The 18821-nt window shown below is 34.5% G+C and carries 17 protein-coding genes; 14 read left to right on the top strand and 3 right to left on the bottom strand.

Annotated features, from left to right (window positions below; genetic code table 11):
• The first annotated feature begins 1 nt into the window (after position 1).
• The 6 genes from trpB to BLV35_RS07515 all read left to right on the top strand — a co-directional run bounded on the left by trpB (position 2) and on the right by BLV35_RS07515 (position 7157).
• Positions 2-1183: a tryptophan synthase subunit beta gene (gene trpB / locus BLV35_RS07490; RefSeq protein ID WP_091087282.1), complete on the top strand. Its 1182-nt coding sequence runs from the start codon at positions 2-4 to the stop codon at positions 1181-1183.
• A 207-nt stretch (positions 1184-1390) separates the two neighbouring features.
• The gene (locus BLV35_RS07495; protein WP_091087285.1) at positions 1391-1711 is read left to right on the top strand and encodes a gamma-glutamylcyclotransferase family protein; all 321 of its coding nucleotides are present in this window, start codon (positions 1391-1393) and stop codon (positions 1709-1711) included.
• A gap of 53 nt (positions 1712-1764) precedes the next feature.
• Complete coding sequence (gene trpA / locus BLV35_RS07500; RefSeq protein WP_091087289.1) at positions 1765-2526, top strand: tryptophan synthase subunit alpha; 762 nt, start codon at positions 1765-1767, stop codon at positions 2524-2526.
• Between the two features lie 134 nt (positions 2527-2660).
• Entirely contained in the window at positions 2661-3338 is a 678-nt protein-coding gene (locus tag BLV35_RS07505; RefSeq protein ID WP_091087292.1) for a response regulator transcription factor, read from the top strand.
• Positions 3331-4596 carry a sensor histidine kinase gene (locus BLV35_RS07510; protein ID WP_091087295.1) on the top strand — a complete coding sequence of 422 codons (1266 nt, stop codon included), beginning with the start codon at positions 3331-3333 and terminating at the stop codon, positions 4594-4596. Before BLV35_RS07505 ends, BLV35_RS07510 begins: the two co-directional genes overlap by 8 nt.
• Before the next feature lie 149 nt (positions 4597-4745).
• Positions 4746-7157: a TonB-dependent receptor gene (locus tag BLV35_RS07515; protein WP_091087298.1), complete on the top strand. Its 2412-nt coding sequence runs from the start codon at positions 4746-4748 to the stop codon at positions 7155-7157.
• 99 nt (positions 7158-7256) lie between these two features.
• Here the strand turns inward: BLV35_RS07515 and BLV35_RS07520 are convergent, their stop codons facing one another.
• Both BLV35_RS07520 and BLV35_RS07525 read right to left on the bottom strand, forming a co-directional pair.
• A complete protein-coding gene (locus BLV35_RS07520; protein ID WP_091087302.1) occupies positions 7257-7808 on the bottom strand; it encodes a DUF4494 domain-containing protein in 552 nt (183 codons plus the stop codon).
• Positions 7809-7990: 182 nt separating this feature from the next.
• Complete coding sequence (locus tag BLV35_RS07525; RefSeq protein ID WP_091087306.1) at positions 7991-8395, bottom strand: hypothetical protein; 405 nt, start codon at positions 8393-8395, stop codon at positions 7991-7993.
• Between the two features lie 222 nt (positions 8396-8617).
• On the opposite strand from BLV35_RS07525, the gene BLV35_RS07530 reads away from it, so the two are divergent.
• The 4 genes from BLV35_RS07530 to BLV35_RS07545 are packed head-to-tail and all read left to right on the top strand — an operon-like array spanning position 8618 to position 13245.
• Positions 8618-9250, top strand: coding sequence for a TetR/AcrR family transcriptional regulator (locus BLV35_RS07530; RefSeq protein ID WP_091087310.1), 633 nt, complete (start codon positions 8618-8620; stop codon positions 9248-9250).
• Positions 9240-10565, top strand: a complete 1326-nt coding sequence (locus BLV35_RS07535) for a TolC family protein (RefSeq protein ID WP_091087314.1) — start codon at positions 9240-9242, stop codon at positions 10563-10565. Before BLV35_RS07530 ends, BLV35_RS07535 begins: the two co-directional genes overlap by 11 nt.
• Positions 10566-10577: 12 nt before the next feature.
• Positions 10578-11657 (top strand): HlyD family secretion protein, encoded by a 1080-nt coding sequence (locus tag BLV35_RS07540; protein WP_091087318.1) that lies wholly within the window; start codon positions 10578-10580, stop codon positions 11655-11657.
• Between the two features lies 1 nt (position 11658).
• Positions 11659-13245: an MDR family MFS transporter gene (locus tag BLV35_RS07545; RefSeq protein ID WP_091087321.1), complete on the top strand. Its 1587-nt coding sequence runs from the start codon at positions 11659-11661 to the stop codon at positions 13243-13245.
• A 57-nt stretch (positions 13246-13302) separates the two neighbouring features.
• Here BLV35_RS07545 and yaaA read toward each other — a convergent pair whose 3' ends face one another.
• A complete protein-coding gene (yaaA, locus tag BLV35_RS07550) occupies positions 13303-14061 on the bottom strand; it encodes a peroxide stress protein YaaA (protein ID WP_091087324.1) in 759 nt (252 codons plus the stop codon).
• Positions 14062-14240: 179 nt separating this feature from the next.
• Here yaaA and BLV35_RS07555 point away from each other — a divergent pair, with 179 nt between their 5' ends.
• From BLV35_RS07555 to BLV35_RS07570, 4 genes are all read left to right on the top strand, one after another.
• Positions 14241-14765, top strand: coding sequence for a GNAT family N-acetyltransferase (locus BLV35_RS07555; protein WP_091087328.1), 525 nt, complete (start codon positions 14241-14243; stop codon positions 14763-14765).
• 321 nt (positions 14766-15086) lie between these two features.
• Entirely contained in the window at positions 15087-16277 is a 1191-nt protein-coding gene (gene nhaA / locus BLV35_RS07560) for a Na+/H+ antiporter NhaA (RefSeq protein WP_218133005.1), read from the top strand.
• Positions 16258-17610 carry a TIGR00341 family protein gene (locus BLV35_RS07565; protein ID WP_091087331.1) on the top strand — a complete coding sequence of 451 codons (1353 nt, stop codon included), beginning with the start codon at positions 16258-16260 and terminating at the stop codon, positions 17608-17610. The genes nhaA and BLV35_RS07565 overlap by 20 nt, the downstream gene beginning before the upstream one ends.
• Positions 17611-17913: 303 nt before the next feature.
• Positions 17914-18777, top strand: a complete 864-nt coding sequence (locus BLV35_RS07570) for a transglutaminase-like domain-containing protein (RefSeq protein ID WP_245712029.1) — start codon at positions 17914-17916, stop codon at positions 18775-18777.
• The last annotated feature ends 44 nt before the right edge of the window (positions 18778-18821 follow it).

Consider the following 18821-nt stretch of genomic DNA (forward strand, 5'->3'; position numbering starts at 1 on the left):
AATGTCATACCACGTAAACGAAAAAGGCTATTATGGTGAATTTGGAGGAGCCTACATTCCTGAAATGTTATATCCAAATATTGAAGAATTACGCCAGCAATATTTAAAAATAACCGCAGAACCTAGCTTTCAAGAAGAGTTTGATGCGCTTTTAAAAGACTATGTAGGACGACCAACTCCTCTTTATTTTGCGGAACGCTTGTCTAAAGAATACAATACAAAAATCTACTTGAAGAGAGAAGATTTATGCCATACTGGCGCACACAAAGTCAACAATACTATTGGCCAAATTTTACTTGCCAAGCGTTTGGGGAAAACCCGTATTATTGCCGAAACTGGTGCCGGTCAACACGGCGTAGCTACGGCAACTGTTTGTGCCTTGATGGGATTACAATGTATCGTCTATATGGGCGAAATTGACATCAAGCGTCAGGCGCCAAATGTAGCGCGTATGAAAATGCTAGGCGCCGAAGTTCGTCCCGCACTTTCAGGATCTAGAACCCTAAAAGATGCGACAAACGAAGCAATTCGCGACTGGATTAACAATCCAATCGACACCTATTATATCATTGGTTCTGTGGTAGGACCTCATCCCTATCCAGATATGGTGGCGCGTTTCCAATCGGTGATCTCTAAGGAAATAAAAGAACAATTATTAGAGAAAGAAGGGAAGGAAAACCCGGATCACGTGATTGCCTGCGTGGGTGGCGGAAGCAATGCTGCCGGAGCCTATTACCATTTTCTGGATGACGAAGATGTGAATATCATCGCTGTAGAAGCAGCAGGTCTCGGAGTGGATTCTGGTGAAAGCGCTGCGACTTCTGTGTTGGGTAAAGTAGGTGTTATTCATGGTAGCAAGACTTTATTAATGCAATCTAAAGATGGCCAAATTACCGAGCCGTATTCTATTTCGGCGGGATTGGATTACCCAGGTGTTGGACCTATGCACGCGCATTTGTTCGCCTCAGGAAGAGCACAGTTTATTTCGATTACTGATGAACAAGCAATGCAGTGGGGACTAAAACTTTCTAAAATGGAAGGAATTATTCCAGCGATTGAAAGCGCTCATGCCTTTGCCGTTCTCGACGAAATGAAATTCAAACCAGAGGATATTGTTGTGATTAATTTGTCTGGACGTGGCGACAAAGATTTAAATACGTATATTGACTACTTTAAATTGTAAAATGGATTGATCCTGAATTATTTTTAGGGCGTTCCCGCGTACCCTGAAAAAAGTTTCAGGGCAAGCGGGCGGGCTGTCCGCTATATTCCCGATTAACAAAAACTACGGCAATCGCCTTGTTTTTCTAAATCGGGAGATGCCGCTTCCATCCCTAACGCAATCCACACAAGAAGATCAGATTTAAAAATAAATTATAAATAGAAAAAAATGGAAAATTTATTTGCCTACGGTTCCCTACGAGAAGAAGAAGTACAAAAAACAGTTTTTGGAAGAATCCTAAAAGGGGTTCCAGAAAAATTATCAGGATATGCAGTAAAAGAAATACAAATTGAAGAAGAATTCGGAATAGAAACCTATCCAATTATCGTTCCTACCGAAGATAATGAAGATTCAATTCATGGAATAGTGTATGAACTAACGTTAGAAGAACTCTCCCTTTCTGATACTTACGAAGGAAACTCTTATACCCGAATTGAAGTGCCATTGCAATCCAAACAAATGGTATGGGCTTACAGCGCCAAAGTATAACCGATTAAATAAAAAAGCTGCAAACAGATTCAATATCTGATAAAACAATAAAAATGAATAGAATAAATCAAAAATTACAGGCAGACAAAAAGATACTTTCTATCTATTTTTCTGCTGGATATCCTAGCTTAACTGACACCGTTCAAATCATTCAAGATTTAGAAAAAAATGGCGTAGACATGATCGAAATTGGATTGCCGTTTTCCGATCCATTGGCTGATGGCCCAACAATACAAGCCAGCTCCACTGCGGCATTACACAACGGAATGACCACACAAGTTTTGTTTGACCAACTAAAAGACATTCGAAAATCAGTTTCGATTCCGTTGATAATCATGGGCTATTTCAACCCAATGTTGCAGTACGGAATAGAGAATTTCTGCAAGAAATGTGCTGAAATCGGTATCGATGGGTTAATCATTCCTGATCTTCCAGTTGATGTATACGCTGATGAATACAAAGCCACTTTTGAAAAATACGGCCTAATCAACGTGTTCCTAATTACACCACAAACTTCTGACGAGCGCATTGCTTTTATAGATAGCGTTTCTAACGGATTTATTTATATGGTAAGCTCTGCAAGTGTAACGGGATCACAATCTGGTTTTGGCAGCACACAAGAAGCCTACTTCAAACGCATTGCCGACATGAATTTGAAAAACCCACAAGTAATTGGTTTTGGAATCAACAACAAAGAAACGTTTAACCAAGCGACACAATTCGCCAAAGGCGCCATTATAGGTAGTGCTTTTATCCAGCACTTAACCGAAGTAGGAACTGGAAAAATTGCGGAATTTGTAAAAGCGATTCGATAAAACTGCATTTTAATTATTAAAAACGGTATTTAATCTAAAGTTAAATACCGTTTTTTTTTGCAGAAAAATGTATCTTTTGTTTGTATCAAACACATTCTAAATTTCTTCTAAATTGAATACTTATCTTTGTCGCTATGAAATTATTATTAATTGAGGACGAAAAAGATCTAGCCAATAGCATGCTCAGTTATTTGACTACAAACGATTTTGTGTGCGAATGGGTTGCGACTACCCAAGCCGCTATTGATAAGATTTCGAACTACGATTACGATTGTATTTTGCTGGATTTGATGTTGCCTGATGGCGATGGATTTTCGGTTTTAGAACAACTTAAAAAGCAGAACAAAACCGAAGGCGTCATCATCATTTCGGCCAAAGAAACATTAGAAACTAGAATAGAAGGTTTCCAACTTGGTGCCGATGATTTCATGACAAAACCATTTCATTTATCAGAACTTTTAGTGCGCATTCAAGCTTTAATTAGACGTAAAAATTTTAATGGTAATAACCTTGTTGTTTTCAACGAAATCGAAATTGACACCCTTTCGAAAGCGATAAAAGTCAAAAAAAAGCACGTTGCCGTAACCAAAAAAGAGATTGACTTATTGCTGTATTTAATAGGCAACCTGAACAAAGTACTGTCCAAAAGTGCCATTGCTGAGCACCTTTCGGGTGATATGGCAGACATGCTCGACAACCACGATTTTGTTTACGCACACATCAAAAATCTCAAAAATAAACTCAAGGATGCCGGTTGCAACGATTATATAAAAACAGTGTACGGACTGGGATATAAATGGCAAAATGACTAAAAACTTACTATATAAAACCTCCAAAGCTTATGTGCTTTTCTCGGTGTTACTATTATTAGTTTCAGCGCCTTTATTCTATTATAGCACTAAAAAATTATACATTGATGAGACGGATGATACGCTTATTTTGCATAAAAATGAGTTTGTAAAATTTACTATACCAACATTAAAAGCGAACGAAATAGCTAACTGGAATAAATACAATCGAAACAGTAAAATAACAGCTTTTAAAAACATAAAAACCGACACACTGTTTTATAAATCGTACCACGATATTTTAGACAATGAGATCGAACCGTACCGCGAATTAAATGCTACAATTACTATAGAAAACAAGCCATACACTTACATGGGGCGAATCAGTTTAGTAGAAACCGAGGATTTAATGAAAAGCATTGCCATCTTGTTTTTAAGCATTATCTCCCTCCTACTCCTTGGATTGTTTGTGATTACTAAACGATTATCAGTCCAACTCTGGAAGCCTTTTTATAAAACGCTTGCGCAAATTGAACAATTTGAAATCGATAAATCTAATTTGCCACAATTCCCTGCTACCACTATAGCTGAGTTCAAGCGCTTGAATGCTAGTCTTGAAAAATTAATTGTCAAAAACACCTCAATCTACCGTTCACAAAGGGAATTTATTGAGAATGCCGCACACGAATTACAAACCCCTTTGGCCGTTTTTCAGGTCAAAATAGACAGCTTTGTACAAACGGCTACTTTTACCGAGAACCAATACCAAGAACTCAGTTCTATAAACGAAGCTATTGGTCGCATGACACGTTTGAATAAGAATTTACTATTACTTTCTAAATTAGAAAATGATAATTATAGTCAAAAACAAACGATTACTATCCAGGAAGTCATTCACAAAAATATTGACTTTTTTACAGAACAGGCTGCTGCCAAAAACATAACGATTCAATTACACTTAACTGAAAATCCAATCGTACAATCGAATCCAGTATTGGTCGAAATTATGATTAGCAATTTGTTCCTTAATGCTATCAAGCACAATAAAGTTGGCGGTATTATTGAAGTAAATACCAGCCATGCTGCTTTGTTTTTTTCAAATTCGGGACAATCGAAAGCATTGATTACCGATAAATTATTCAATCGTTTTTCAAAATCAAATCCTTCTGATCACGGAAATGGTTTGGGCTTAGCGATTATCCAGAAAATTGCAACCACTAATAATTGGACTGTTTCTTATACTTTTGAAGACCAACTTCATCAATTCAAAGTGCAATTCTAAACCAAAACCGAATCGATGTTTTGAAATTTACTTTCGCGAAAGCCTAAAAATTCTAAATTTCTTCCAAATTGAATGGCAACTTTGTACTTGTATTTTTCATGAACTGAAAAATATTCGATTCTAAATAAAATTAAAATAAGCCTATCATAATGAAAACTAAATTAATTTACACGCTACTATTCATTAGCTTTTTCTCGGCAAACTTATTCGCTCAAGGCAAAAGTGTAACTGTATCTGGATTGATCAAAGGAAAAGCCGATAATAGTGCCCTACCTTACGTGAATGTTGTAGTAAAAACTGAAAAAGACAACGCCTTTGTGAGCGGAACAGTAACGAATGAAGAAGGCCGATTTACAGTGTCTAAAATACCATCTGGAAATTACATTCTAGAAATTTCCTACATTGGGTATGCAACCAAAAAACAGACCTTATATGTAGGGAATCTTTCGGATTATTTGGATTTAAAAACCATTGAAATAACAGAAGAATCTACTGCTTTGAATGAGGTCGTTATTACAACAAAAGTGAAAGAGATAAGCGATAAAATGGACAAAAAAACATTTTCGCTAACGGATAATATCAGCCAAAACGGAGGATCGGTCTTGCAAGCCATGCAAAATTTACCAAGCGTAACCACCCAAGACGGAAAAGTACAATTGCGTGGAAACGATAAAGTAACCGTGCTTATTGACGGAAAACAAACTGCGCTAACCGGTTTTGGAAACGCAACTGGTTTAGACAATATTCCAGCATCGGCGATTGAGCGTATTGAGATTATCAACAATCCATCGGCTAAATATGACGCCAATGGAAACGCTGGTATTATCAATATTATTTACAAAAAAAATAAAAAAAATGGGTTTAACGGAAAAGTAGGATTAACATCGGGCTTAGGATCATTATGGGTTCGAAAAGAGAACTTACCCACGATTAGACCTCAATATACTTTTACGCCAAAAATAAATCCGAGTGTATCGCTAAACTACCGAAAAGATAAAGTAAATGTCTTTTTTCAAGGCGATTATTTATATACCGAAACACTAAATAAAAACGAATTTGTAACGCGTAATTACGATGATGGAACGATTATCAATTCGCAATTAAAACGAAATAGAGACACGCGGTTTACTACTTTGAAAACTGGAATTGATTACGCCATCAACGACCAAAACTCACTTACGATTTCTGGAATGTTTGGAAGCGAAAAAATATTAGACCGTGGAGATCAGCCTTTTTTTAATAGTGATTATTCAGAACGCCTAAGATTGTGGCAGTTTCTAGAAGATGAGTTAAAAACAACCGTAATGGCTACTGCGAGCTACCAACACAAATTTAAAGAAGCTGGACGTATCTTGAACGCTGGTTTTAACTATACTTTTCATCGGGAGGACGAAAAGTATTTTTACGACAATTATTTGCCATCGTCTACTGGAACGGATGCTTTTAAACTATTGTCTGATGAGCAAGTGTATGATTTTAATGTAGATTATATTGAACCTTTAAAATACGGAAGAATAGAAACGGGCTTAAAACTAAGAAACCGCAATATCCCGACCAATATGCTGTTTATTCCGGGTGCAAATTCCGTTTTGGATAGTAATGCGGGTGGCTGGGCGACCTACAAGGAATTAATTCCAGCTGTTTATGGAAACTACATTTTTGAAAATAAAAAATGGGAAGCCGAACTGGGATTGCGTTTGGAATATGTCAAAATTCAGTACGATGTAAACCCAGATCATGTGGTTTATAAAAGTGACGGTTACAATTACACCCAACCATTTCCTAATATGCGATTGGCGTACAAAATTAATGATAACGATAAGCTTTCTATTTTCTATAATAGACGTGTTGACAGACCAAACGAAGTGGACATTCGTATTTTTCCAAAGTATGATGATGCAGAGATTATCAAAGTTGGAAACCCAGCCTTACGACCGCAATTTACCAATTCGGTTGAAATGGGGTACAAAACAAGTTGGGAAAAAGGAAGCTTGTACTCTGCCCTTTACCACCGATTTGCAAATGGAACCATCACTAGAGTTTCGAGTACTGTACCTCCAAGCACTTTAATTTATGCTACTTTTCAGAATGTAAATAAGAGCTACAATACAGGTATTGAAATGGTTTTGGCACAAGAACTTTCTCCACTATATTCGTTTAATGTAAATTTGAACGCTTATAGAAATCAGATTGATGCTTTTACAGTCGAAAATAAATACCCTACTACACATACCTTCTCTGCAGCACAGCAAGAGGTGTTTTCGGGTAACTTGAAGTTAAACAATAGCTTTCATTTTGCAAACGGAATTGATGCGCAACTAACGGCAGTTTATTTAGCCCCTGATATTATTCCGCAAGGGAAAATACAATCGCGTTTTTCATTAGATCTTGGACTTAAAAAAGCCATTCAAAAAGGAAAAGGAGAATTGTTCTTTAATGCAACCGACTTACTGAATACTATGATCATCAAAAAACAAATTGACGGTCAAGGTTTCAATTATACCAGTAACGATTATTATGAAACACAAGTCGTACGATTGGGATATAGCTATAAATTTTAAAACAAACACCCAGAAATAAACCGCAAATTCGCAAATTAAAAAGACCTAAACAGACTTTATAATTTGCGAATTTTCGGTAATTATTTAAATTTAGAACTCTTAAGAAGCCGTTTCTTCTTCAACGGCAAATTCCATAGTATCTTCTGCTTCTGCTACAACTTCAGGTCTTGATGCCTTCAGTGCATTAAACTTTTCTATTTTTTCCAAATCTTCTTCTTCTCCAGAGAAATACGGAAAAACATCCATAATAGGAGATTCAGAAACAGCTGGAATATTATATTCACCCATGGTACTTTGCATGATTCCCATTGTATTATCAAAAGCTTCTTTTACATCGTTTGCCTGTACTAAAAAATACATATTGGTTTTACGTTCTTTACCACTTTCTTCGTCATAAGCCAATAAAGAAATTTTTGATTTAAACCAGCGATCACAATTTTCAAAAGGATGAATCTCTGCATAATTAGCTACTTTTATGTTCGTGATTTTAAACTCTTCACTTATGTAAGCTGCCATTTCTTCATTAATTCTACTTTCGGCTTCAGTATAAGATAAAGCATCTACCAAATAAGGTTCAGTCGTAATCTTTTGTCCACCAGTTTCATCTGTTTTTCTATATTTTACTTTGCATTCGTACCAAGTTGTGCTCATCTCTTTATTTTTTAGGATGTCAAAGATAGATTTTAAAGAAAAAAAAATAGGGTAATCATCAAATAGATATTCACAATTTTCGATAGAGAATGTATCTCTTTTACTATCAGTCTTTTAACTGTAAAAATATAAAGCCCAGCACCATCTTCGTTAAGACGAATATTTTAGTATAGTTTTAAATTTTAGTGAATTGTTTCTTCTTCATTAATATCAACAGCTACAATATCAATTGTTTTATTCGCATAGATATAAATTAGTACTCCTAAACACACTGATAGTCCAGTTTTCATGTAGTAACCAAAATCGATATTACCAAATCCGTCAGCGATATCTTTAAGAAATTGACCGAAAAATTGTAATCCTGATGCAATAATTAAAAAAATCATGGCCCAAATTTTAATTCCACTTTTCGCCAATTTATTCTTGCTAATAGTTAGAAAAAGCAAAGTAGACAAAATTACTACAGGCAGTAAAACCATTAACCTAAAACCTACTATTGCTACATATAAATTATTCACTAAGAGCAAAATAAAAATCATCATTACAGCCCAATAATAAGTAGTATTGTTAAATTTAGTCTTTTCCATAATGAATTTTGCTTGCTAATAATTACCGCTAATGTATTAAAAAACTAAAGACAAAACAGAAATATCATAATTATTTTCTTACACACTTTTAAATTTTAAAATTAAACAAAAACCTTTCCCTTTCAAAAAACCACTTGAATTTTTGTTAATTTTATGTTAAATAAAAATTAAACAACTGTTTAATTTAAACAGTTGTTTAATTTTGTATTGTAATAAACAACTATGTCTAGTACTCCCGATTTTAACGAAAAACAAATTCAAATTCTCTTGGTGGCAGAAACCTTATTTGCCGAAAAAGGATTTGATGGAACTTCCATTCGAAATATCGCAAAAGAAGCCAAGATTAATATCGCCATGGTTTCTTATTATTTTGGTTCGAAAGAACGTTTGCTGGAATCACTAATATTTTACAGAACTAAAGATTTAAAGATTCAGATCGAAAACTTGTTGGTTGAAGATCTAGAACCCATTGCCAAGATCAACAAGCTGATTGCCCTATACATCAATAGGATTAATTCCAATAAAGGGATTTTTAGAATTCTTCATTTTGAGATGGCCACCCAAAAAAAGGAACTGAATATTAAATCCTTTTACGACTTACGAAAAAGCAATTTAAAATCGCTAGAAGCCATCATCACCGAAGGCCAGGATAAAGGTGTATTTAGAAAAGACATTTCAATTCCGCTGATAACCCCTACTATTCTAGGTACTTTTTTTCATTTCCATATGAATAAAGAGTATTTCATGGATTTATTAAATATAAATACTGAAGACTTATACAATAATTATATAAATGTCAATCTGACAAAACACATTCAACAAACCATAAAAGCACTTCTGATATATGAAAGTTAGTCAACTCATGCTCTTTGGGATATTCTTTATAGGAATTTCGTCAATAGAAGCGCAAGAAAAAACGAGTTTAACGCTCGATGAAGCCATTCATTTGGCTTGGGCCAAAAGCAATGAAGTTTCTTTGGCAAACACTAAAGTAAATACCAAAAAACACGAATTACAGTCGGTTAAAAACAGTCAGTATCCTGATTTGAAAATATCAGGTCAATACCAGCGCTTAACGCAGGCATCCATTGATTTCAAAATAAATAAAAGTAACGATGCACAACCACTTCCTGCCGTAGATCAATTAATGATAGGACAGGTAAGTGCTAGTCTTCCCGTATTTTCAGGTTTTAAAATTCAAAACACCATTAAAGCCTACGATAATATGTATCAGGCTGAAACAGCCGCTGCCATGCAAACCAAAGAAGAAGTGGCGATGATGGTCGTTAATTACTATGCGAGTTTGTACAAAGCACAAAAAACGGTGGAGCTTTTAAAAGAAAATCAAAAAAGTGCAAAACAACGTGTTAGTGATTTCCTTCAATTGGAAAAAAACGGAATTATTCCAAGAAATGATTTATTAAAATCACAACTTCAGGTTTCCAAAGTACAACTTTCATTAGACCGAGCCATTAGTGAATTAAACACAGTAAATTTTGAGCTTGTCAGTCTACTAAAAATGGACGCCAAGACAAAACTAGAAATCAAAGAAAGTGATTTTGCCGACTTCCTAATGACGAATATTCCAACGAATGACGAACTAGCATTGGGAAACCGAAAAGATTTAGAATCCATTCGACTACAAGAAAAAGCAAGTTTAGCTACTATTCAAATGGCCAAAAGCGGTTATTATCCTTCTATTTCGATCATTGGGGGGTATACAGCATTAGATTTAAAAAATGTTATTACGGTACAAAACGCCATGAATATAGGCGTTGGTGTCTCATATGATTTAAGCGGTATTCTGAAAAACGGTACCAATGTTAAAATAGCGGAAAGCAAAGCACTTGAAATACAAAATTCAGAAACGATGCTTACTGACTATATTAAAATACAAGTACAAAAAGCCATTGAGGATTATGACTTAGCTTTAAAACAAGATTTAGTTTACAATCAAGCAGTGGAACAAGCATCAGAAAATTACAGAATCATAAAAGACAAATACGATAACGGTTTATCTGACACCAATGATCTTCTTGAGGCTGATGTGGAACAACTAGGTTCCAATATCAATAAAACATTGGCCCGAGCTAATGTGATCCAAAAATACTATGAGTTGCTTTCTGTAAGCGGGCAACTAAACCAAACTTTCAATCTTTCAAAAATATAATCGATACCTAAAATGACTAAGAAAAAAACCAATACCAAGTTTATCATTATAATCACTTCATTAGTACTACTAGGTGTTATTTATGGAACCTATAAGTATATTCATTCCCTTTCTCACGAAGGAACTGATGATGCGCAGATTGAGAAAAACATGAACCCAATTATTCCAAGAGTATCGGGATATGTAAGTAAGGTGTTTATAAAAGACAACGATTTTGTAAAAAAGGGAGATACTTTGTTTACGATTGACAAGAAAGATTACCAATTAAAAATTGACGAAGCAACAGCAAATTTGGCTGCAGCCGAAGGAAATTTAGAAGTTACAAAAGCCGATATCGGTAGTATTTTGGCCAGTATTTCTGTATCAGAAGCTAATGTAAAATCAGCGGGTGGAAATATTGAAAGCGCTAAAATTAGATTAGATCGTGTTAACAGTGATTACAACAGATATAACAATTTATATAAAAGCCATACGATTACAAAACAACAATACGAGCAGGCATTAGCAGCTAAATTAGAAGCTGAAAATCAAGTACGAATTTTGCAACAGCAAGAAAAAGCAACTGCTTTTCAAAAATCAGTTGTTGTGGCAAAATCAAAAGCGACTGACAAGCAAACAGATGTGGCTTCAGCCAATATTAAAAGAGCGAAAGCATTACTTGACTCTGCAATTTTAAATTTAAGTTATACGGCAATCACCGCTGCAATTGACGGGCAGGTTTCTAAAATTGACATTCAACCAGGACAATTAGTTCAACCAGGACAATCTCTTTTTTATATTATCAACAACAATGAAGCATGGGTTGTAGCTAATTTTAAAGAAACGCAATTAAATAAAATGGTGACTGGGCAAAAAGTGACTATCAAAGTAGATGCGTATCCAGATTATGATTTTAATGGAACGGTCACTTCTTTTTCTCCCGCAACTGGCGCGCGTTTTTCTATTTTACCTCCAGATAATGCTACTGGAAATTTTGTAAAAACGATTCAACGTTTACCAGTAAAAATTAGCATTGATGCAAACAATGATATTGAGAAAATAAAACTACTACGTCCGGGAATGAATGTGGATGTAGACGTACATATAAAATAAAATGGTAATAGGACAAGGAGACGACGATTTAGTCGAATACGGCTTTAGACGGGTTATTATTACAATAACGGCAGTACTTTGTGCTTTGCTAGAAATTGTAGATACCACTATTGTCAATGTGGCACTAACAAACATGAGAGGAAGCCTTGGCGCAACATTAACTGATGTTGCCTGGGTAATTACTGCCTATGCAATTGCAAATGTAATTGTAATCCCTATGACCAGTTGGCTTTCACAGCAATTTGGAAGACGAAATTACTTTGCGGTTTCGATCATTATTTTTACCGTTGCTTCCTTTTTATGTGGTAACGCTACCAATATATGGGAATTAGTGGCCTTCCGATTTATTCAAGGTCTTGGAGGTGGTGCCTTATTGGTAACGGCACAAACGATTATTACCGAAAGCTATCCTATTGCAAAAAGAGGAATGGCGCAAGCTATCTATGGAATGGGTGTAATTGTAGGTCCTACACTAGGTCCGCCATTAGGTGGATATCTTGTAGATCATTTTTCATGGCCTTACATTTTTTATATCAATATTCCTTTAGGTATTATAGCTACCCTTTTGACTTTAAGTTTTGTAAGAAGTCCAAAATACGGAGAAAAACTGAAATCGAATCAAGTCGATTGGATTGGAATCATTCTTTTGGCATCTTTCATTGGTTCACTACAATTCGTACTGGAACATGGACAACAAGATGACTGGTTTAACAACAACTTAATTGTTTTATTAAGTGTCGTTTCATTATTTGGATTAATACTGTTCATCTGGAGGGAGTTAACCTATAAGTATCCAATTGTAAATTTAAGCGTTCTAAAAGACGGGAACTTGAGAATTGGTACTCTTATGGCTTTCATACTAGGTTTTGGTTTATATGGTTCCACATTAATAATTCCAATATATACACAATCCATTTTAGGATGGACTGCCACAGATGCTGGTTTATTATTGATTCCTGGTTCTATAACCACCGCTTTTATGATGCCTATTATTGGTAAATTAATACAAAAAGGAGTTCCACAAGGCTACATGATTGGTGTTGGGTTCTTAGTTTTCTTTTTATTTACTTTTATGATGCACAATAGCATGACGCCGGATACGGGTGAAGAACATATGTATTGGGCATTAATTTTAAGAGGAGTTGGTTTAGGACTACTTTTTGTCCCTATTACTACTTTATCGCTATCCACTTTATCAGGAAAAAATATTGGTGAAGGAGCTGCGTTTACAGGAATGATGAGACAACTGGGAGGTTCTTTCGGTATAGCCATTATTACCACTTTTATCACACGATTCAGTCAAGAACACCGCGTCAATTTAATTGCGCATTTAGATAGTAGTAAATTTGAAGTGCAACAACGATTGCTGCTTTTGCAAAAAGGTTTTATGTCAAAAGGTTTCACTGCAAATGAATCTATGAAAAAAGCCTATCAGGCAATTGATTATTCCGTTTTAAAGCAAAGCACTGTTTTATCGTATATGGATATTTTCATGTATCTGGGTATTATGTTTCTCTGCTGTATTCCAATTATATTCTTTATCAAAAAAGGAAAAAACAAAATCAATCCGGCAGATGCAATGCATTAAATCCATAAAAAAACTCCGATCTAAGTCGGAGTTTTTTTATGAATTATTTTAGAAGTACTATCTAGTAAATACCAAATGATCTCCTTTTGAAAGATTGGCATCAAATTGATAGCCATCATAATTGAAACCTTTTAAATCTTCTATTGTTTTTGCTTCGGTATCTATAATATAACGCACCATCATCCCCCTTGCTTTCTTGGCAAAAAAACTAATTATCTTCAGTTTTCCATCTTTATAATCCTTAAAATCTGGAGTGATTACTGGTACTTTCAATGCTTTAGTATCTACCGCCGAAAAATATTCATTACTGGCAAGGTTGACAAACAACTCCCCTTCTTCTAATTCTTTATTTAACGATTTTGTTACTTTAGTTTTCCAAAATTCATATAAGTTCTTATCTTCTCCAATGGGCAGTTTTGTCCCCATTTCCAATCGGTACGCCTGAATTAAATCCAATGGTTTTAGTACTCCATACAAACCCGAAAGTATTCGTAAACTATCTTGTAAATTTTCTAATTTATCTGTTGGAATTGCATAACCGTCTAAACCAGTATACACATCTCCATCAAAAGCATAGACAGCAGGTCGTGCATTTTCAGGCGTAAAAGGCGTTTTCCAATCCTTGTTGCGTTGCCAGTTCAATTCTGCTAATTTATCTGAAATATCCATTAATGCAGATAGATCTTTTGGGGATTGTTGCTTCAACACTTTCTGGATTTGTCTTGATTCTTTTAGAAAAGCAGGTTCCGTATATTGTGAAGTAGGTAATTCCTTTTCGAAGTTTAAAGATTTGGCTGGCGATATAACAATTTTCATAAATAATCCTGTTTCAGGTTCTTTTTAATATAAAATCAAAAGTACTAATTGAAAAACAATAAACAGACAAATACAAATCGATTTGTTTAATGACGAAATAGAAAATAAAAATTGTTCCAAATTTTAATTATGCTATTTTTGATTCTGAATTTTATGACACGACCACCGATTTTTTTATCATGAGCAAAATTGAAATTAGAAAAGCAACTGTATCCGATTTAGAATCGCTGCAAATTATTGGCAAGCAAACCTTCACCGAAACATTTACCGCGGTAAATACTCCTGAAAACCTTTCAAATTACATCGCGCAAAGTTTTAATGCAAAACAAATAACAAAGGAATTGACTAATCCAGAATCTTCCTTTTACTTAGCCATATTAGACGCTAAAATTATTGGTTATTTAAAAATCAATTTTGGTAAAGCACAAACTGAGTTAATGCACGAGAATGCAATGGAGATTCATCGCATTTATGTTTTACAGGAATACCACGGTAAAAAAGTGGGACAGTTATTTGTTGATCATGTACTGGAAATAGCGCAGCAAAATCAAGTTGAATATATCTGGCTGGGAGTTTGGGAAGAGAATTACCGAGCACTTGGATTTTATACTAAAAATGGATTTGTCGCATTTGACAAACATGTTTTCACATTAGGCGATGACATACAAACCGACTTATTATTAAAACTTCAAATAAAAAAATAACTCTTAACAAACATCTTTCATAATATTGAAGCCGCATTCACCATCAGTATTATAGTAATCCTAAACAACCACGTTATTAGTTTCGTTTTAAGAACCCTATCAACTAAATCGTATATCAACCACTTTCTATTAGTATCGGATTATCAAAAAAACAGAATTTAAATTCCTGTTTTACGATTTTTAATACAGTAACCTCTGATAATATTATCAATTTCTAGGAGGAGATTCGTAACTATTTAGCTATTTTTGTGAATCTAAGAATTAGTCGTTTAAATTAGTAACAAAACGGAAATTCTTCCGGTTTTAGGGTAAAAAGAATACATGAAGACAAAAATGAAAAAAACAATAAAGCGCATTTACAATTCAGATTTATTTAATGAATTTTTTGAAAGCGAAAAATCAACAGGTCTTATCCTTATAGCGTGCACCATATTTTCTTTGTTTATGGCAAACTCAATATTTGGGTCACAATACATCCATACCTGGCATATGAAACTGGGAGGAGAAAGTCTGGAATACTGGATTAATGATGGTTTAATGACCATATTCTTTTTATTAATTGGTTTAGAATTAGAAAGAGAAATCTACAAAGGTGAGTTATCAAACATAAAAGATGCTCTATTACCCATATTTGCAGCCTTAGGAGGAATGCTAGTTCCTGCGGGACTTTACTTAATGCTGAACTACGGAACTATTGCGCAAGCTGGAGCAGGTATCCCTATGGCAACTGATATTGCTTTTGCATTGGGAATTCTGTCTCTATTAGGGAATCGAGTGCCACTTTCTTTAAAAATATTCTTAACAGCATTAGCGGTAATAGATGATTTAGGAGCAATTATGGTTATTGCCATATTTTATACTAAAACTATTCTTTGGTCTAATCTGTTTTATGCTTTAGGTACAATGTTAGTGTTATTTGTACTTAACCGTATGAAAGTTAAAAACCTAATTCCTTACCTTATTGGTGGGGCTATAATGTGGTGGTTCATGCTTCATTCAGGTATTCACGCTACTGTTACTGGAGTACTACTAGCTTTTGTTATTCCATTTGGAAATGGAGATAAAGAATCTACCTCGTCTATTTTACAGCATTTTCTACATAAACCAGTTGGTTTCTTTATACTCCCGCTCTTCGCACTAGCCAATACAGCAATTGTTATCAGTTCAAACATTGGAGAAACTATTGCTCAGCATTACAGTATAGGAATCGCTTTGGGATTAATCGTAGGGAAGCCATTAGGTATTTTTGTCTTTTCACTTGCGGCTGTTTCTTTAGGAATTTGTAAACTCCCCTCTGATTTGAATTGGAAAACAATCATTGGAGTTGGATTTTTGGGAGGTATTGGGTTTACAATGTCGATCTTCATAACTTTACTCGCTTTTGATGACCAAACTATAATTAGCAACGCAAAATTTATCATTTTACTTTCGTCGTTAATAGCAGGATTAGTAGGCTTTATCTTTTTGAAAAAAACTTTAAAAGAAGGCATTGATGAAAACAATAGTAAATAGTCTTTTTGCTTATATCAATTTAAGCAAAGGAGAGGAAGAAAAGAAGAAAGTATTGGATTTCGTAAAGTCCAATATTTCCTTCAGAGGTTCTAATTTATGGATTTTAGCTTGTGCTATAGTTGTGGCATCTATAGGATTAAACGTAAATTCTACCGCAGTGATAATAGGTGCGATGTTAATATCGCCATTAATGGGTCCGATTATAGGAGCCGGTTTTGGGCTGGGTGTTTATGATTTCAATTTACTGAAAAAATCGTTAAAAAATCTACTGATAGCCACCCTTGTTGGCCTCGTCGTTTCTACCCTCTATTTTTATATCAGTCCCTTCAAAGAAACGCAGCCTGAATTACTATCTAGAACTTCACCAAATATCTACGATATTCTTATTGCCTTTTTTGGTGGTTTGGTTGGTGCAATTGCCATTACAAGAGTAGAGAAAGGAAATCCAATACCCGGTGTTGCCATAGCAACGGCACTTATGCCGCCACTTTGTACCGCAGGATACGGTTTAGCATTAGGGAGCTTTAAATTCTTTTTTGGTGCCATGTATTTGTATTCTATCAACTGCGTGTTCATTTGTATTTCTACTTTTTTCATCGTAAAATATTTAAAGTATCCTACCAAAAAGCAACTGGATGAGAAAGCACAAAAACAGGTGAAATATATTATTTCAGGCTTGATCACGGTTTTAATGCTACCTAGTATCTATTTTGCCTACATCTTAATTGAAGAAAAAAAATACCAACACCAGATTGATCTTTTTACAGATAATGAGTTTTCAAATAAAGGAATTGCCATTTTGTATAAGAAAACTAAATTCAATCAAAACCCAAAAAAACTGGAGCTCGGATTTCTTTCTAAAAGATATAGTGTAGATGAAATTAAGAAACTAAATCTAAGGCTTAAAGCCTATGATATAAACAATACTGTCCTATCTGTAATACAGGACACAACAGATCTTAAAAGCGATATTCTTAACGAAATTAGCTTTAACAAATCACAGCTAAGTCAAAAAGACGTTTCAATTTTAAGCCTAAAAAAACAACTTGTCGCAAATAAGTATGATAACAAAGCCTTATTAGCTGAAATAAAAATTTTATTTCCTGAGGTAGATAATATATCAATGTCTAATCATACCTTCAACGAAAGTACAGACAGTACCAAAACAGTACCTGTGTTGATTTATAAAAGCACAAAAGGCCTTCCTGAAAACTCTGTAGAAAAATTGTCTCTGTGGTTGCAAAAACGCTTAGTTAAAGATGATGTTGAAGTATACAGACAACCTATCAAAGCGGTCAATAAAATAGAACCAAAAGGAGTCGTGAAAAAATAACACAATTTAAATACTAATCAAAGCTGGTATTTAATCTCCCTTACTTTATTCCGATTATATAGAAATACAGCTAATCAATGCCCTTTCTTATGCATAAATAAACAAGAAACTCCCAATCTAACTATTTGAAGATTGGGAGTTTCTTGTTTTAATACTTAAAGCTGTTCGCCAAACATGGTAGTTAATAAATTTACTACAACACAAGCTATTCATCCTGTATATCTGATACTCAACGATTAGTTCTTTGCTTTAGCTCATTAATGCCCTATATTTAGAATGTGTAATCTTCAAATAAAATAAATTATGAGTAAACCCTTACTTTGGTATTTTAGGAGACATTCTCTTTTGTTTAAAATAAGATTCAGAATGGTTTCTCGGAAATCATCCTTGGATCGTATTGAAAACTTTTGCTACAATGCTATCAATCCTAAGTATGACATTCCTCCTATTTATTTTCAGTTGAACAACATGATTTTGGCAAAACCAAAGGCCGATTTAAGTGATATTGAAAAAGCCAAAAAGATAGCAAAGTGGCTCAGAAACCATATCAAAGGAGGACCAGGGCTTGGAAAATCCTCTAACAAAGCGCTTCGAAAAATGATAAGAGGCGAAGGAGGCGTTTGTAGTGATATGTCGCAGGTCTATAATAATTTCTGTGTCATCAACGATTTAAAAGTAAAAGAATGGGGGTTAAAAATCATAACAGACAACCATACTATCCTTGGCGGGCATTCCTTTAACGAGGTATACTCTAAAGAATTTAAAAAGTGGGTTATAATTGATGTGTCAAAATCCATATTTTTTTACCATACCAATTCCAAAATACCTTTATCTGTTTTCGATTTAATCCAATTAAAAAAAGAAAACAAAGAAATTCATTATTTTGAATTCAACAAAAAAGTTACTGTAGATAAACAATATATCGAAGATCTTTATCTTATCCCTAACTCATTCCCTTTTCTGATTACCAATTATTGTAATAAAACCTATGATTACTTTTTGGACAAACTGAGTTTTCTGCCAGAATCAATAGTCCACGGACTAATATATCTCACAGGTAAAAGTTACACTTTTGAATTTCCAACCAAAGAATATAAAGTAGTAAGTCCTGTGACAGAACCTATACGTACAAAGAGTCATGAAAACTATCCCGTTAATGCCATATAAAAAAAAGGTCCGCTCATGAGCAGACCTTTATTACTTGTTATTTA

The sequence above is a fragment of the Flavobacterium gillisiae genome, from assembly GCF_900107635.1.
Taxonomy (GTDB): Bacteria; Bacteroidota; Bacteroidia; order Flavobacteriales; family Flavobacteriaceae; genus Flavobacterium; species Flavobacterium gillisiae.

Bases quoted from the DNA above. Each gene is read 5' to 3' on its own strand.
- yaaA (WP_091087324.1), bottom strand. From the start codon at position 14,061: ATGAAAATTGTTATATCGCCAGCCAAATCTTTAAACTTCGAAAAGGAA.
- BLV35_RS07545 (WP_091087321.1), top strand. From the start codon at position 11,659: ATGGTAATAGGACAAGGAGACGACGATTTAGTCGAATACGGCTTTAGA.
- trpA (WP_091087289.1), top strand. From the start codon at position 1,765: ATGAATAGAATAAATCAAAAATTACAGGCAGACAAAAAGATACTTTCT.
- BLV35_RS07525 (WP_091087306.1), bottom strand. From the start codon at position 8,395: ATGGAAAAGACTAAATTTAACAATACTACTTATTATTGGGCTGTAATG.
- BLV35_RS07570 (WP_245712029.1), top strand. From the start codon at position 17,914: ATGAGTAAACCCTTACTTTGGTATTTTAGGAGACATTCTCTTTTGTTT.
- BLV35_RS07515 (WP_091087298.1), top strand. From the start codon at position 4,746: ATGAAAACTAAATTAATTTACACGCTACTATTCATTAGCTTTTTCTCG.
- BLV35_RS07530 (WP_091087310.1), top strand. From the start codon at position 8,618: ATGTCTAGTACTCCCGATTTTAACGAAAAACAAATTCAAATTCTCTTG.
- BLV35_RS07495 (WP_091087285.1), top strand. From the start codon at position 1,391: ATGGAAAATTTATTTGCCTACGGTTCCCTACGAGAAGAAGAAGTACAA.
- BLV35_RS07520 (WP_091087302.1), bottom strand. From the start codon at position 7,808: ATGAGCACAACTTGGTACGAATGCAAAGTAAAATATAGAAAAACAGAT.
- BLV35_RS07555 (WP_091087328.1), top strand. From the start codon at position 14,241: ATGAGCAAAATTGAAATTAGAAAAGCAACTGTATCCGATTTAGAATCG.
- nhaA (WP_218133005.1), top strand. From the start codon at position 15,087: ATGAAGACAAAAATGAAAAAAACAATAAAGCGCATTTACAATTCAGAT.
- BLV35_RS07535 (WP_091087314.1), top strand. From the start codon at position 9,240: ATGAAAGTTAGTCAACTCATGCTCTTTGGGATATTCTTTATAGGAATT.
- trpB (WP_091087282.1), top strand. From the start codon at position 2: ATGTCATACCACGTAAACGAAAAAGGCTATTATGGTGAATTTGGAGGA.
- BLV35_RS07540 (WP_091087318.1), top strand. From the start codon at position 10,578: ATGACTAAGAAAAAAACCAATACCAAGTTTATCATTATAATCACTTCA.
- BLV35_RS07510 (WP_091087295.1), top strand. From the start codon at position 3,331: ATGACTAAAAACTTACTATATAAAACCTCCAAAGCTTATGTGCTTTTC.
- BLV35_RS07505 (WP_091087292.1), top strand. From the start codon at position 2,661: ATGAAATTATTATTAATTGAGGACGAAAAAGATCTAGCCAATAGCATG.
- BLV35_RS07565 (WP_091087331.1), top strand. From the start codon at position 16,258: ATGAAAACAATAGTAAATAGTCTTTTTGCTTATATCAATTTAAGCAAA.